Origin of the sequence: Paenisporosarcina antarctica, from assembly GCF_004367585.1 — a bacterium.
Classification (GTDB): domain Bacteria; phylum Bacillota; class Bacilli; order Bacillales_A; family Planococcaceae; genus Paenisporosarcina; species Paenisporosarcina antarctica.
This window is the reverse complement of the sequence record NZ_CP038015.1, coordinates 3,770,402-3,785,504: the sequence shown is the minus strand read 5'-3', so window position 1 is coordinate 3,785,504 and position 15,103 is coordinate 3,770,402. Positions and strand designations below refer to the sequence as shown.

General features: G+C 37.6%; 15 protein-coding genes. 13 read left to right on the top strand and 2 right to left on the bottom strand.

The annotated features are described in order from the left end of the window. Positions 1–10: 10 nt before the first annotated feature. From E2636_RS17980 to ychF, 3 genes are all read left to right on the top strand, one after another. On the top strand, positions 11–925 hold the full coding sequence (locus E2636_RS17980) for a mechanosensitive ion channel family protein (protein ID WP_134211646.1): 915 nt from the start codon (positions 11–13) through the stop codon (positions 923–925). Beyond that, positions 925–1,134: a DUF951 domain-containing protein gene (locus E2636_RS17975; RefSeq protein ID WP_017378771.1), complete on the top strand. Its 210-nt coding sequence runs from the start codon at positions 925–927 to the stop codon at positions 1,132–1,134. The genes E2636_RS17980 and E2636_RS17975 overlap by 1 nt, the downstream gene beginning before the upstream one ends. 184 nt (positions 1,135–1,318) lie before the next feature. Then, positions 1,319–2,419: a redox-regulated ATPase YchF gene (ychF, locus tag E2636_RS17970; RefSeq protein ID WP_017378772.1), complete on the top strand. Its 1,101-nt coding sequence runs from the start codon at positions 1,319–1,321 to the stop codon at positions 2,417–2,419. Between the two features lie 121 nt (positions 2,420–2,540). Here the strand turns inward: ychF and E2636_RS17965 are convergent, their stop codons facing one another. Then, entirely contained in the window at positions 2,541–3,089 is a 549-nt protein-coding gene (locus E2636_RS17965) for a DUF3267 domain-containing protein (RefSeq protein ID WP_134211645.1), read from the bottom strand. 171 nt (positions 3,090–3,260) lie between these two features. On the opposite strand from E2636_RS17965, the gene rpsF reads away from it, so the two are divergent. The 8 genes from rpsF to E2636_RS17925 all read left to right on the top strand — a co-directional run bounded on the left by rpsF (position 3,261) and on the right by E2636_RS17925 (position 10,866). Further along, on the top strand, positions 3,261–3,551 hold the full coding sequence (gene rpsF / locus E2636_RS17960) for a 30S ribosomal protein S6 (RefSeq protein WP_134211644.1): 291 nt from the start codon (positions 3,261–3,263) through the stop codon (positions 3,549–3,551). A gap of 57 nt (positions 3,552–3,608) precedes the next feature. Beyond that, positions 3,609–4,121 carry a single-stranded DNA-binding protein gene (gene ssb / locus E2636_RS17955; RefSeq protein ID WP_017378775.1) on the top strand — a complete coding sequence of 171 codons (513 nt, stop codon included), beginning with the start codon at positions 3,609–3,611 and terminating at the stop codon, positions 4,119–4,121. A gap of 73 nt (positions 4,122–4,194) precedes the next feature. After that, positions 4,195–4,431 carry a 30S ribosomal protein S18 gene (gene rpsR, locus E2636_RS17950; RefSeq protein ID WP_017378776.1) on the top strand — a complete coding sequence of 79 codons (237 nt, stop codon included), beginning with the start codon at positions 4,195–4,197 and terminating at the stop codon, positions 4,429–4,431. A gap of 259 nt (positions 4,432–4,690) precedes the next feature. Then, positions 4,691–5,632, top strand: a complete 942-nt coding sequence (locus E2636_RS17945) for a YybS family protein (protein WP_134211643.1) — start codon at positions 4,691–4,693, stop codon at positions 5,630–5,632. Positions 5,633–5,644: 12 nt separating this feature from the next. Then, positions 5,645–7,621 (top strand): DHH family phosphoesterase, encoded by a 1,977-nt coding sequence (locus E2636_RS17940; protein ID WP_134211642.1) that lies wholly within the window; start codon positions 5,645–5,647, stop codon positions 7,619–7,621. Continuing rightward, entirely contained in the window at positions 7,618–8,067 is a 450-nt protein-coding gene (gene rplI, locus E2636_RS17935) for a 50S ribosomal protein L9 (protein WP_134211641.1), read from the top strand. The genes E2636_RS17940 and rplI overlap by 4 nt, the downstream gene beginning before the upstream one ends. A gap of 12 nt (positions 8,068–8,079) precedes the next feature. Continuing rightward, entirely contained in the window at positions 8,080–9,438 is a 1,359-nt protein-coding gene (gene dnaB, locus E2636_RS17930; protein ID WP_134211640.1) for a replicative DNA helicase, read from the top strand. A gap of 141 nt (positions 9,439–9,579) precedes the next feature. Next, on the top strand, positions 9,580–10,866 hold the full coding sequence (locus tag E2636_RS17925) for an adenylosuccinate synthase (protein WP_017378781.1): 1,287 nt from the start codon (positions 9,580–9,582) through the stop codon (positions 10,864–10,866). A gap of 573 nt (positions 10,867–11,439) precedes the next feature. Here the strand turns inward: E2636_RS17925 and E2636_RS17920 are convergent. Further along, on the bottom strand, positions 11,440–12,348 hold the full coding sequence (locus E2636_RS17920; protein WP_208324109.1) for a YitT family protein: 909 nt from the start codon (positions 12,346–12,348) through the stop codon (positions 11,440–11,442). A gap of 355 nt (positions 12,349–12,703) precedes the next feature. Here E2636_RS17920 and E2636_RS17915 point away from each other — a divergent pair, with 355 nt between their 5' ends. Both E2636_RS17915 and yycF read left to right on the top strand, forming a co-directional pair. Further along, positions 12,704–14,182: a M23 family metallopeptidase gene (locus E2636_RS17915; RefSeq protein ID WP_134211639.1), complete on the top strand. Its 1,479-nt coding sequence runs from the start codon at positions 12,704–12,706 to the stop codon at positions 14,180–14,182. Between the two features lie 209 nt (positions 14,183–14,391). Next, on the top strand, positions 14,392–15,099 hold the full coding sequence (gene yycF / locus E2636_RS17910; RefSeq protein WP_134211638.1) for a response regulator YycF: 708 nt from the start codon (positions 14,392–14,394) through the stop codon (positions 15,097–15,099). The last annotated feature ends 4 nt before the right edge of the window (positions 15,100–15,103 follow it).

Sequence of the window (15,103 nt, the reverse complement as noted above, 5' to 3'; positions counted from 1 at the left end):
GGTAGATTAAGTGACTATTGAATCAATGATGGAATATGTTAAAGATCTCCTGTTAGATGAAGGTTTATGGATTAAAACAGGTATTGTGATATTAAAAGTAATCGCAATTATGTTTGTTTCAGGGATTGTCGTAAAAGTATGCAAACTTTTGATTCGTAAAGGTTTTGAAGTACGTATGAAAGCACCCTTACGATACTCAGAACGTAGGCAAAATACATTGCTAAAATTACTTGAAAACGTGCTAGCGTATGTTGTATATTTCGCAGCGATTTTAGCTGTACTATCTACATTAGGAATTGAAGTGGCTGGATTATTAGCTGGGGCAGGAGTCCTTGGTTTAGCCATCGGTTTTGGGGCTCAAAACTTAGTACGTGATGTCCTAACTGGATTCTTTATTATTTTTGAGGATCAATTTTCAGTAGGCGATTATGTGAGAATTGGAGTATCTGAAGGTGTCGTTCAAGAAATTGGTTTACGCACGACTAAGCTCCAAGGATTAAATGGAGAGATCCACATTTTTCCAAACGGAACGATAATTGAAGTCGTTAACTACTCCCTCAATAACTCCGTTGCGATTGTTGATGTGAGTGTTGCTTATGAGGTAGATATTCCTAAAGCAGAAGAACTTATTAATCAATTTTTATCGGAACTTCCAGATAAATATGAACAGTTAGTAAAAATTCCGGAGTTATTAGGCGTTCAAAATTTAGCAGCATCGGAAGTAGTGTTGCGAATTATGGCTGAAACAAAACCAATGCAACATTTCGCTATTTCTCGAATCATTAGAAGAGATTTAAAACTATTCATGGACCAAAATGGTATCGAAATTCCGTATCCGAAAATGGTCATGTATCAGAAGCAAACAGGCTCCGTCGATTCGGGTACTGGTGATCCTGTGAAGCACAAAGCTGAGGGGGAGATCTAATGAACGGACAAACTTTTGAGCTTGGTGATGTGGTTGAAATGAAAAAGCAACATCCTTGTGGGACAAATGAGTGGAAGATCATTCGAATGGGTGCTGATGTACGGATTAAGTGTGAAGGATGTCAGCATAGTGTGATGATCCCGCGTAGAGAATTTGAAAAGAAAATGAAAAAAGTGTTGAAGAAAGCAGAACTTACTTCAGAAGAATAGACAACACTGCAACAAGAATCTATAATAAATAGGTTGTACGAAAATCGGAGCACGACAAGCAAGATCGAAAGCGAAGTTGTTTTTACTTAGAGCGGTCTTACTTTTGGTATTGAACAGTAAGAAAAGTGAAAAGCTAGTGTTAATATATAGAATAACTAGTATTTATGGAAGGTTGGGAAACGATATGGCATTAACAGCAGGAATTGTAGGGTTACCAAACGTGGGTAAATCCACTTTATTTAATGCAATTACAAAAGCAGGAGCAGAGGCTGCAAACTACCCATTCTGTACGATTGATCCAAACGTAGGAATTGTTGAAGTTCCGGATGAGCGTCTTAATAAATTAACAGAACTTGTTGTTCCAAAGAAAACTGTACCTACAGCTTTTGAGTTTACGGATATTGCTGGAATTGTAAAGGGTGCTAGTAAAGGCGAAGGACTTGGAAATAAGTTTTTGGCACATATTCGTGAAGTAGACGCAATTTGCCAAGTAGTACGTTGTTTTGTTGATGAAAATGTAACGCATGTTACAGGAAAAGTAGATCCAATCTCTGATATTGAAGTAATTAATTTGGAATTAATTTTGGCTGACTTAGAGAGTGTTGAAAAACGTTTACTCCGTGTGGGTAAAATGGTGAAACAAAAAGACAAAGAAGCAATGGCCGAAGAACCGGTATTAGTCAAACTTCTTGAAGCATTTGAACAAGAAAAACCAGGTCGATCTGTTGAGTTTACAGAAGAAGAATTGCGCGTAGTTAAAGGTCTAAATTTATTAACAACTAAACCAATGCTATATGTAGCAAACGTTGCAGAAGATGAAATTGCAAATGCTGATGAAAATGAATACGTTCAAAAAGTACGTGAGTTTGCTAAGATAGACAATGCACAAGTGATTGTGATCTGCGCGAAGATAGAAGAAGAAATGGCTGAACTTGATGATGAAGAGAAAGCAATGTTCATTGAAGAGTTAGGCATTAAAGAAGCAGGCTTAGATCAATTAGTAAAAGCATCATATAAATTACTAGGATTTGCAACTTACTTTACAGCAGGTGTCCAAGAAGTACGTGCTTGGACATTCCGTAAAGGCATGAAGGCTCCTCAATGTGCTGGTGTCATCCATACAGATTTCGAGCGTGGCTTTATTCGTGCAGAGACTGTATCGTACGATGACTTAGTGGCAACTGGTTCAATGGCTGCAGCAAAAGAGGCTGGTAAAGTACGATTAGAAGGTAAAGAATATATCGTTCAAGACGGAGATGTAATGTTGTTCCGTTTTAACGTATAGAAAACACAAGTGGATTAGTCGATACATTGACTAATCCACTTTTTTATTTGAAAGAATTCCTAGATTCACAAACGATTATAGAAATAAATAAAGGCTACTCTCAACTTGATGGGTAGTAGCTTTATTTCTCTTCATAAACATATAGTTTTGGTAGTTCTGGATCATCTTTTATCCAAGCATCATCATCAACTGAGCGAAGTTCTTTTATCATCGCGAAATCTCCAGCAGCCCCGGCTATTAACCAAGCGGCTAGCAATGCTAGAAGCGGGCTATTAATAGCTATAGCAATGACGGCGGGTAAAACGCCAGTTGCCCAAAAAGGAAGAATCAGAACTTTTCTCATTGCTTTGGTTTGAACGGCTTCATTTGTTGTAGCGTAAGCCACTCCGAGTTTTAAATTAAACCCGTAGTCAAGAGAACGCCATGGAACTTTGCCAAACACTCCGAACCCTATTAAGTGAGTTGCTTCGTGTAAGACAATTAATATTATGTATCCAACCAAGAAAAACAGTAAACCAAACCATGAGACATTATAGGAGAAATCTTGATGCACAACGCTATTTAGAAACACCAGCAGTACGCTTAAGATAATGGTCAAAAATAAGCTTATCTTACCAATTTGTTGAATGTCTAACTCTATAATCTTAGTCGGATGATTCCATTCCTGCATGTTTTTCACCTCTTAATAGATAGTATAGCTAAAAACCCTAGTAGATACATCTAATAGATGGTTGCAATAATAATGGTTTTGTGATACAATCAGCTGATGTGAGTAATGAAGATTACTTGCTCCTTGCCTACTGTAATCAGTCAGGCCCAAGTCCATAAGGAGGTGCAAAAGATGAAAAAATATGAATTAATGTACATTATTCGTCCAACAATTGAAGATGATGCGAAAAAAGCTTTAGTAGCTCGTTTCGACGAAATCTTGACTTCGAATGGTGCAGAAATCACTGAATCAAAAGAGTGGGGAAAACGCCGCTTAGCTTATGAAATCAATGACTTCCGCGAAGGTTTCTACCAAATCGTGAAAGCAAACGCTGATTCAAGAGCAATCGATGAGTATATCCGTCTTGCTAGAATTAACGAAGATATTATTCGTTTCGTAGCTGTCAACGCAGAAAGAAAATAATAATTATAACGTCGAGTATACTCGAAACAACTTGCAGACGAAGGAGGTTGTATTCTGATGATTAACCGAGTCGTATTAGTCGGAAGACTGACAAAAGATCCGGAGCTTCGCTATACCCCAAGTGGAGTAGCGGTTGCGCGTTTTACACTAGCTGTAAATCGTTCATTCTCTAACCAGCAAGGTGAGAAGGAAGCGGATTTTATTAACTGTACTGTTTGGAGAAAGCCAGCTGAAAACACAGCAAACTTCTTGAAAAAAGGTAGTTTGACAGGTGTTGAAGGGCGCATTCAAACTGGGAGCTATGAAGGGCAAGATGGAAAGCGTGTTTACACGACTGAAGTTGTAGCCGATAGTGTTCAATTCCTTGAACCACGTAATAGTTCTGGTGGAGATCGTGAAAAACCACAAGGGCAACCTTATGGTAGTGGCGGTTCAAACCAAAACAATCAATATCCATCTAATCAACAGAATCAATCACCAAATCAGCAAAACTATACACGTGTAGATGAAGATCCATTCGCTAGTGGGAGTGGCCCAATCGAAGTTTCAGACGACGATTTACCATTTTAAGTAGAAAAGCGTAAAGCAGAATGACTTTAAATACACACCCAAATAAAACCAAACACTAAGGAGGCGAAACGATATGGCACCACGTCGCGGAGGCAAAAGACGTAAAAAGGTTTGTTATTTTAACTCTAACAATATTACGCATATTGATTATAAAGATGTTGATTTGCTTAAAAAATTCGTATCAGAACGCGGAAAAATTCTTCCACGTCGAGTTACTGGAACAAGCGCAAAATATCAACGTAAATTAACTTCAGCAATCAAATTATCACGTATCATGGCATTACTTCCTTTCTCTACTGAAGAGAGATAAGAAATGAACATGTACAATTTAAAGACCGGGAAACCGGTCTTTTTTTGATGTCTAAATCTAACTTATTTTGAACTTTTGTTCCATCTTGTTCTACATGTTACAATAGAAGATAAAGTTACGATTTCTGTGGAAGATGTATACCCAAAATTTTAGTCTTTCCCATTCGAGCTAATAGTTGATGTTAATTTTCGCTTATAGTAATGACAATGCCGTCGACTTATGCCAGATTAAATGTTTTTTAAGTTAGGAAGGATTTTGAATGCCGAATGAACAAACCAAACAATTAACGTTCGGTGCAATGATGATCGCACTGTTTTCTATATTGTTAGCTGTTTCTTTTTATGTGCCGATTCTAAACATGATAACGTCACTTTTTATCGCTGTACCTATTGCTTGGTATAGTGCAAAGTTTAATAGGAAAGCGTCAATTCTCGTTACAGTAGTTAGTATCGTCATGTCATTTTTTATTGGAGGATTGCTTGCCGTTCCTTTTGCTATGATCCATGCACTAATGGGCTTTACAATAGGTGACGCAATTCGGACGAAGAAAAGCAAGTTATTTATGTTACTTTCGACAGCCGGTGTATTGCTTGTAAACATTGTAATGCAATATGTAATCGTTGTACTAACGTTTGGAATTAATCCAGTGAAGGAACTTTTGACAATTGCGACAGTTCAATATGATCAAGTGGGTGCGTTTTTAGAACGTTTTAATGCATTGCCAAAAGACTATGATCAAACAGTAGCGGATACCTTATATATGTTTGAAACGGTCATGCCATCCCTATTTATCATTTCGCTGTTCGGATTCGTCTTTATACTCGTTAATATCCTATTACCAATTTTGAAAAGACTAGGATTAGATGTACCAAAGTTCCCCCCATTTTCACAACTAAGATTTCCAAAATCAGTTTTGTGGTATTACATGGTTGTGTTGGTCGTTACTTTATTTGTGGAATTAGAACAAGGAACGTTTGCCTTTATGGTATTTGCAAATGCAGCCTTAATACTACGTGTTTTGCTCGTCTTACAAGGTATTTCTTTCGTTCAATTTTTCATTCTTGAAAAAGGGTGGCCGAAATGGACTCTTATTGTCGCAGTTATACTTGCAATTCCCCTACAATCGATTACCTTAATTATTGGGATTTTCGATTTAGGATTCAATATTCGTTCGTATGTCAAAGACAAGAATAGAAAATAAGGAGCTGAGGAAATGGCAGAATTTTTTAGAAAAAGACAAATTCGTATTCCATTATTTTTTCTATCATTTCTAGGCCTAATAAGCGCTCTTTTACTCTTGTTCTGGCATATTTGGATAGGGGTAATTGTAGCTCTTCTTTTTGCCATAGTCTTGATTATAGGTTGGCAAATGGAGAAGCGGATATATGAAGAGACTGAGAAACATATTGAGACTTTGTCTTTCCGGATGAAACATGTAGGGGAAGAAGCGTTTCTCGAATTGCCAATCGGAATATTAATAGTAGATAAACAGTGGAAAATTGATTGGGCAAACCCATACATGTCTAGAGAGCTAGAATGTGATTCGCTTATTGGAGAAGACTTGTTTAAGTTGTCTGATGAATTTCATTTACTTGTGAAGCAAGAAGATAATAAAGATCAAATTATTAGTTTGTCAGGAAAGAAATTTAAAGTATTTTACAAACACCAAGAAAAACTACTCTATTTCTTTGATATTACAGAGCAAACAGAAATTGAAACATTGTATAATTCGGATCGTAGCGTCATTGGTGTTTTGTTTATTGATAATTATGATGAGCTAGCTCAAGGAATGGACGACCAAACGCGTAGTCAGCTAAATAGTTTGGTGACATCTCTCGTCAATAATTGGGGAGAGGGATATGGAATTTATATAAAACGAATCTCATCAGATCGTTTTATTGCAGTATTGAATGAATCCATTTTACTCGAGCTTGAAAAAACAAAATTTGCGATTTTAGATGATATAAGAGAAGCCACTTCTAAACTGAATTTGGCTCTAACACTTAGTATTGGTGTCGGTGCCGGCTCATCTTCATTAGTCGAACTTGGCCAACTTGCGCAATCAAGTTTGGATTTAGCATTAGGACGTGGTGGCGATCAAGTGGCCATTAAACAACCTAGTGGTAAAGTGAAATTCTTTGGTGGAAAAACGAACCCGGCTGAAAAGCGTAATCGGGTTAGAGCAAGAGTTATCTCACATGCGCTAAGGGATTTGATTCAAGATAGTGACCAAGTGTTTGTTATGGGGCATAAATTGCCTGACATGGACGCAATCGGTGCATCTGTCGGTGTTCGAAAGATGGCCGAGATGAACCAAATAGATGGCTATGTCATCATTAATTTTGATGAACTCGACCAAAGCGTAACCCGTTTGATGGAAGAAGTTAAGAGCAAGCCACAATTATTTGAACGCTTTATTTCACCAGAAGAAGCATTATCAAAATTAACTGACCGAACATTGCTTGTGGTTGTAGATACGCATAAACCAAGTATGGTTATTGATGAAAAGCTGTTAAATCGAGCTGAAAAAGTGGTGGTGATTGATCATCATCGTCGTGGAGAAGAGTTTATTTCGAATACGATGCTCGTTTATATGGAACCTTATGCGTCGTCAACAGCTGAGCTAGTAACTGAATTACTTGAATACCAACCGAAACATGATAAAATTTCAATGCTTGAAGCAACGGCAATGCTTGCTGGAATTATTGTAGATACGAAGAGCTTTTCACTTCGAACAGGCTCCAGAACGTTTGAAGCGGCTTCATATTTAAGAACAAATGGAGCAGACACGGTGTTAGTTCAACGCTTATTAAAAGAAGACATTGAAACTTATATCGAACGCTCAAAAATTGTTCAAACGGTTGAATTTTTCCGTGAAGGCATTGCGATTGGACATGGAGAAGAAACGAATCCCTATTCACAAGTTCTAATTGCACAAACTGCCGATATTTTACTGACAATGAAGGGTGTTTCAGCATCGTTTGTTGTCGCTAGAAAAGATAACGGGGATGTGGGCATTAGCGCACGTTCTTTGGGTGATATTAATGTTCAATTGATTATGGAAAAACTTGGTGGTGGTGGTCATTTAACCAATGCTGCCTGTCAGATTAAAGAAGGTATGATTGATAGCGCGATTAAACAACTAAAATTAGCAATCATTGAAATTGTCGAAGGAGGCCAACCAACATGAAAGTAATTTTCTTGAAAGATGTTAAAGGCAAAGGGAAAAAAGGCGAAATTAAAAATGTAGCAGACGGTTATGCACATAACTTTTTAATAAAAAACAACTTTGCGATTGAGGCAAACCAAGCAACCATCAGCGCATTAGATGGTCAAAAACGCAAAGAAGATCAACATGTAGAACAAGTCTTAGAAGATGCGAAAAAGCTAAAAGAAGATTTAGAACAATTAACAGTTGAAATATCAGCTAAATCAGGTGAAAAAGGACGGTTATTTGGTTCCATTTCAACGAAGCAAGTAGCGGAACAACTTCACAAAACAACGGGTATTAAACTCGATAAACGTAAAATGGAATTAGAAGATGCCATTCGCGGATTAGGATTCACAAATATTCCAGTTAAATTACATCAAGATGTAACAGCAACATTGAAAGTACATGTAACTGAAGAAACGTAAGGAGAGACGTCAATGAGCGAGCCTATGTTCGACCGGATTCCCCCTCACAACCATGAAGCTGAACAGTCCGTTATTGGAGCTATCTTTTTAGAACCTCAAGGGCTCATTACGGCTGCAGAAATATTACAATTCGAAGATTTTTATCGAGTAGCACATCAAAAGATATTCCAAACGATGAATAGTCTAAGCGATCAAGGAAAACCGATTGATGTCGTGACTGTGACAGAAGAATTATCGTCAAAGAGGGAACTTGAGGATGTCGGTGGACTTTCATATTTAACAGAAATTGCAAATTCAGTTCCTACTGCAGCAAATATTGCATATTACGCTCGTATTGTGGAAGAAAAGGCTTTACTACGTCGTTTAATTCGGGTTGCGACCAATATCGTAGAAGATGGTTTTACGCGTGAAGATGAAGTAGAAGCTTTGTTATCTGAAGCTGAAAAGAAAATGATGGAAGTGTCCAATCGTAAAAATGCCGGGGATTTCAGACATATTAAAGATGTTCTTGTGCAAACATATGACAATATTGAACTTCTACACTCTCGTAAAGGTGATATTACAGGGGTACCTACAGGCTTCCGTGATTTAGACCTCATTACCGCAGGATTTCAACGCAATGATTTAATCATTGTTGCAGCACGACCTTCAGTAGGTAAAACAGCGTTCGCTCTTAATGTTGCACAAAACGTTGCGACCAAGACTGAAGAAAACGTAGCGATCTTTAGTCTGGAGATGGCTGCAGAACAGCTTGTAATGCGTATGTTATGTGCTGAAGGCAATATAGATGCGCAAATACTACGAACAGGTGCATTATCTTCAGAAGATTGGCGCAAGCTAACGATGGCGATGGGCAGTCTATCGAACGCTGGAATTTTTATCGATGATACGCCAGGTATTCGAGTTAACGAAATCCGTTCAAAATGCCGTCGTTTGAAACAAGAGTATGGTCTAGGTATGATAATGATTGATTATATGCAATTAATAGCAGGTAGTGGCAACTCGAAAGAAAATCGTCAACAAGAAGTATCAGAAATTTCACGATCATTAAAAGCACTTGCACGTGAACTAGAAGTGCCCGTGGTTGCCTTGTCACAGCTTTCCCGTGGTGTTGAGCAACGTCAGGATAAACGTCCGATGATGTCCGATCTACGTGAGTCAGGAAGTATTGAGCAAGATGCTGATATCGTATCTTTCCTATACCGCGAAGATTATTATGACAAAGAAACTGAAAATCAGAATATGATTGAAATTATCATTGCAAAACAACGTAACGGTCCTACGGGAACGGTTACTCTTGCTTTCGTTAAAGAGTTTAATAAGTTTGTAAATATTGATTGGAGTCAACATCAGCAAGCGCCACCAGCTTAAATCAAACACGAACAATAAACATGTGAAAACATTTTTGCGTTCGTGTTTTTTCTTGTTTTTGGTTGACTAGATGCGTTTGCGTTGGTACAATTACACTGTTTGATTCAGGACGCGTGAAAGCGTCTGACGGAGGTGCTGATTATGACATCGGTTGTAGTAGTAGGAACACAATGGGGAGACGAAGGTAAAGGGAAAATTACCGACTTTCTATCTGAGAATTCCGAAGTGATTGCGCGTTACCAAGGTGGTAATAACGCAGGACACACCATTATTTTTGGTGGAGAAACATACAAGCTTCATTTAATCCCATCAGGTATTTTTTATAAAGACAAAGTTTCAGTAATCGGTAACGGCATGGTTGTTGATCCAAAAGCATTAGTAAAAGAATTAAAAGGATTACATGACCGTGGGGTAACGACTGAAAACCTACGTATTTCAAATCGTGCACACGTCATTTTACCTTACCACTTGAAGCAAGATGAAGTAGAAGAAGCTCGTCGTGGTGCAAACAAAATTGGAACAACAGGTAAAGGCATCGGACCTGCATACATGGATAAAGCCGCACGTGTAGGCATTCGTATGGCAGATTTACTTGATAAAGAAGTGTTTGAAGAAAAACTTCAATATAATATAGAAGAGAAAAATCGTTTATTTGAAAAATTTTATGAAACAGATGGCTTTACAATGGAAGAAATTTTAGAAGAATATTATGGTTATGGTCAAGAAATTGCGAAATATGTAACCGATACATCTAAAGTGTTGAATGACGCATTAGATGAAGGGCGTCGTGTCTTATTTGAAGGGGCACAAGGCGTTATGTTAGATATCGACCAAGGTACTTATCCATTTGTAACATCTTCTAACCCAGTAGCTGGTGGAGTAACAATTGGGGCTGGTGTAGGACCAACGAAGATTAACCATGTTGTAGGTGTATGTAAAGCATATACGTCACGTGTTGGTGATGGTCCGTTTCCAACTGAACTATTCGACGAAGTCGGTAATCGAATTCGTGAAGTTGGTAAAGAATACGGTACAACAACAGGTCGTCCACGACGTATCGGTTGGTTTGACAGTGTTGTTATTCGTCATGCACGTCGTGTAAGTGGATTAACAGATCTTACAGTTAACTCAATTGACGTGTTAAGTGGTTTAGAGACTGTGAAGATTTGTACAGCATACAGTTATAAAGGCGAAATAATTACAGAATACCCAGCGAACTTACGTATGCTTGCTGACTGCGTTCCGTTATATGAAGAATTACCAGGTTGGAGCGAAGACGTAACATCTTGTAAATCTCTTGATGAGCTTCCTGAAAATGCGCGTCACTATTTAGAACGCATTTCACAATTATCAGGTGTTCCAATTTCTATTTTCTCAGTAGGACCAGATCGTAATCAAACAAATATTATTACAAGCGTTTGGCGCTAAAATAAATATAGAAAAGCGAAGAAAGGAAACTTTCTTCGCTTTTTTTCTTTTACAAAATAAGAAAGTATATAAATTTAGTGAGCCATGAATCCAGTATTTCGGGTATTTTAAGGAGTAGGTTCTATAGTGATACCGCTGATTTGCACTTCAGGCGAACGCTTTCCACGGGGCGGGCGGAGAGCCTCCTCAGGCCAAAACGATGTTGGTCACAAAGGCGTTGTCACATGATGTGACGTTCTTTAGCCTTTGTTCCACTTAGCTCTCCACTGCGGGGTGTCTCACCTGTCCTGCTAATCCCGTAGGAAAGATATTGGACGAACTGTCATTCGTCCAATATCTTTGCGACGAGTAACCGCAGGAGCACATTTTTTCGCAGTGACGAGGAGACTGAAGCCAAGCCCGCGAAAAGCATCCACCGTAGTGGAAATAAACGGGTTTCTATGGTTACCCTTCTTAAAGGACCGGGCGTACTTTGTCCGGTTTTTCTTATGGTATTTGTCGTTACAGGTACTGTTACTTACATTGAATCATTAATAATAAAAGGTCCTATCCCATAGTGGATAGAACCTTTTTTTAATGAATGTTTCTTTTCTTGAACCGACCACCGCGTACTTCTGCGATATTACCAATTGCAACAAATGCTTGAAGGTCGATATCTTCAACAATTGTTTTCAATTTAGCTTCTTCTAATCGAGTAATGACGGTGAAAATAATTTTTTTATCATCGCCAGTGTAAGCTCCTTCACCATGTAAGTATGTAACACCGCGTCCGAGACGATCCATAATTGCATTACCGACCTCATCAGCAAAGTCACTAATAATATAAACTGATTTGGACTCGTCTAAGCCTTGAATAACTATATCAATCGTTTTATAGGCAATAAAGTAAGTTAGACCTGAATACATCGCTTGTTCCCATGTAAATACAAAACCTGCGACTGTAAAAATCATTATGTTGAAGAACATGATGATTTCTCCTACAGAGAAAGCCGATTTGGTACTAAAAAGAATGGCTAAGATTTCAGTGCCATCTAAGGAGCCACCATACCGAATGACAAGGCCAACACCTATACCTAGTACTATGCCACCAAACACGGTAGCAAGTAGTAAATCATCTGTGAAACGTGCCACAGGATGTAATAAATATGTACTAATTGAAAGGACTGTAATTCCTAATACAGTCGATAAAGCAAAAGTTTTACCAATTTGTTTATATCCGATAAAAAAGAACGGTATATTTAATAGAAAAATAAATAGTCCTAATTGAACCCCTGTTAAGTGGGCCAATATTATGGATATACCCACGATGCCACCATCTAATAATTGATTTGGTACAAGGAACAACTCTATACCCATTGCCATAAAAATAGCACCTGTAATAATCATGAAAATACGCTTCGCGATGACGGCTTTTGATGCTTTACGGTGAGAAGAGTGCCGTTGTTGTTGAACTACTTCGTGCCGTTGTTGTTCATCTGTCAAATGGAAGACCTCTTTTCACTGTGAATATACTAATTTTAACGTATTTCTCATAGATTCGATAGGAAGAAAGTCTTGAGAATAATAAAATGACCAAAAACATGATTAATAAGAAAATATAGGAAAAAAGATAGATTAAATATGTTAAATTTCTTATTAATTAGGTAATATTGGTACTCTATGATTCCAAAATAAAGAAATTAAAGTCAATAGATGGCTTGAATGAGTCATTTTCTTTACAATATGAAACTTCTGTACCATTGAAGAAAAAAGGTGTGTTAGATTAGAGGGGCGTGAAATTTTCTGCGTAAAAAGAACCATTCGTTTTATCGGATGAAATTTTGAGAGGGGCTTTATCATGAACTTGAAAGGGAACACTGGTGATAGGAAGAAGATTTCATTCGACCACAAACCAAATCACACAACAAAAGCAATTAAAAGGGCAGCCATATTAACAATGTTTGCTTCAACTATTACATTTAATATAGGTTTTGCAAAAGACAATGAAAGTAGTTTATTGCAAAAAGTTTTTCATATATATGCTAGTGAAGAATATGTAGGAGCTGTATCAGATGAACAGGCTGTAAAAGAACTTATTGATGCTAAAATAGAAGAGACTAGTTCACAGTACGAAGGACTTAAATTAAATGATGAATCAAATATATCTGTTATATCTGAACAAGTCTTCAATGTACAAACGAATGATACGGAAACATTAGACAAGGTGAACGACCTAGTAACAGTAGCAGCAGATGCAATTGAGTTATCTGTCAATGACGAGATTGCCGTCTACGTCAAAGATATCGAAGCATATCATGAAGTTGTTCGTAAACTTAAACTTCAGTCAGTTTCTGAAAAGGAACTTAGTGAATTGGAAGCTCGAAAAGACTCTATAGACTCTTTACCACCATTAAAGACTAATGAAACAAGAATTGTAGATGTTTTAATAAAAGAATCAATTTCTGGAGTGAATCAAAGTACCCAACCAGATTCTGTCATGACAGTTGATCAAGCAGTAAAACATCTTCAAAAAGGTGAATTAGAAGAAAAAACATACACGGTTCGAGCTGGTGACGTAATTAGCAAAATTGCTGCTGACCACAAATTAACTAATGAAGAGTTAACGAAATTAAACGATACTATTGACGACAACAGTGCTCTTCAAATTGGACAAGAATTAAAAGTAACAGCGTTCAAGCCTTTGACGAACATAGAAGTAGTACGTGAGAAAAAAGAAACAAAAACAATTGAGTTTAAAAACCAAGTGAAACAATCAAGTGCTATGTTAAAAGGCGATTCAAAAGTTGTTCAAAAAGGGAACAAAGGCGCAAAAGAAATGACGTACAAGACTGTTGAGAAAAATGGAGTACAGGTTAGCCAATCCATACAAGAAGAAAAAATTGTAAAAGAAGTGACAACTAACATTATTTTAAAAGGTACAAAAGTAATTCCATCTCGTGGTTCAGGGAAGTTTTCTTGGCCAGCACAGGGTGGTTACATTTCTAGTGAAATGGGCCAGCGTTGGGGTTCTAAGCACCGTGGAATTGATATTGCACGACCTAGCGGCTTTACGATTAAAGCAGCAGATAACGGCGTTGTGATATCGGCAGGTAAAGATGGTACATACGGCAACAAAGTACTAGTCGATCACAAAAATGGGTATCAAACGCTTTATGCTCACTTAGCATCTATAAATGTACGTGTTGGACAAATTGTACCTGTCGGTGCAAAATTAGGTGTTATGGGTTCTACAGGAAGATCAACAGGAACCCACTTGCACTTTGAAGTGATTAAAAATGGTAAGAATGTTAACCCACTTAGCTATTTACAAAAATAAATAAGTTCAAGACGGTCATTTTAGCGAAATTGGCCGTCTTTTTATGTAGTAATTTGTCGGAATATTGCCCGGGAAATATCCGTTATTTTCAATCATCTGCCCCATAGATGCGAAACAGGGTAAAGCGTGATAGAGTAAGTACTATAAGAGTTAATTCATATTTAGTTAAAATTCATATAGATAGTCGGCAAGAGAGAGGATGACGAAATATGAGTAAAACAATATTAGTAGTAGATGACGAGAAACCGATTGCTGACATTTTAAAATTCAACTTAAAAAAAGAAGGCTATAACGTCGTTTGTGCATATGACGGAGATGAAGCTTTAAAGAAAGCAGAAGAAATTAAACCAGACTTAATGTTACTAGATATTATGTTACCTAACAGAGATGGAATGGAAGTTTGTCGTGAAATCCGGAAAAAATATGACTTTCCAATTATTATGTTAACTGCGAAAGACTCAGAAATTGATAAAGTCCTAGGTTTAGAGTTAGGTGCGGATGATTATGTAACCAAACCTTTTAGCACACGCGAATTGATTGCTCGTGTGAAAGCGAATATGCGTCGCCACCAAACATTATTGTCGGAAGATTCAGAGGCAGCATCAAACGATATTGCTATAGGGTCATTAATTATTCAACCAGATGCCTATTTAGTATTAAAACGAGACAAGTCGATTGAATTAACCCATCGTGAATTTGAATTGGTGCATTACTTAGCTAAACATATTGGTCAGGTGATGACACGTGAGCATTTATTGCAAACGGTATGGGGTTATGATTATTTTGGTGATGTTCGAACTGTAGACGTAACCATACGTCGCCTTCGTGAAAAAATTGAGGATAATCCAAGCCACCCGACATGGATTGTAACACGTCGTGGCGTAGGCTATTACATGCGTAATCCTGAACAGGAGTAAATAG

Excerpts from the sequence above, each read along its gene's own strand:
- E2636_RS17975 (WP_017378771.1), top strand. The coding sequence starts at position 925 with ATGAACGGACAAACTTTTGAGCTTGGTGATGTGGTTGAAATGAAAAAG.
- ychF (WP_017378772.1), top strand. The coding sequence starts at position 1,319 with ATGGCATTAACAGCAGGAATTGTAGGGTTACCAAACGTGGGTAAATCC.
- E2636_RS17965 (WP_134211645.1), bottom strand. The coding sequence starts at position 3,089 with ATGCAGGAATGGAATCATCCGACTAAGATTATAGAGTTAGACATTCAA.
- rpsF (WP_134211644.1), top strand. The coding sequence starts at position 3,261 with ATGAAAAAATATGAATTAATGTACATTATTCGTCCAACAATTGAAGAT.
- ssb (WP_017378775.1), top strand. The coding sequence starts at position 3,609 with ATGATTAACCGAGTCGTATTAGTCGGAAGACTGACAAAAGATCCGGAG.
- rpsR (WP_017378776.1), top strand. The coding sequence starts at position 4,195 with ATGGCACCACGTCGCGGAGGCAAAAGACGTAAAAAGGTTTGTTATTTT.
- E2636_RS17945 (WP_134211643.1), top strand. The coding sequence starts at position 4,691 with ATGCCGAATGAACAAACCAAACAATTAACGTTCGGTGCAATGATGATC.
- E2636_RS17940 (WP_134211642.1), top strand. The coding sequence starts at position 5,645 with ATGGCAGAATTTTTTAGAAAAAGACAAATTCGTATTCCATTATTTTTT.
- rplI (WP_134211641.1), top strand. The coding sequence starts at position 7,618 with ATGAAAGTAATTTTCTTGAAAGATGTTAAAGGCAAAGGGAAAAAAGGC.
- dnaB (WP_134211640.1), top strand. The coding sequence starts at position 8,080 with ATGAGCGAGCCTATGTTCGACCGGATTCCCCCTCACAACCATGAAGCT.
- E2636_RS17925 (WP_017378781.1), top strand. The coding sequence starts at position 9,580 with ATGACATCGGTTGTAGTAGTAGGAACACAATGGGGAGACGAAGGTAAA.
- E2636_RS17915 (WP_134211639.1), top strand. The coding sequence starts at position 12,704 with ATGAACTTGAAAGGGAACACTGGTGATAGGAAGAAGATTTCATTCGAC.
- yycF (WP_134211638.1), top strand. The coding sequence starts at position 14,392 with ATGAGTAAAACAATATTAGTAGTAGATGACGAGAAACCGATTGCTGAC.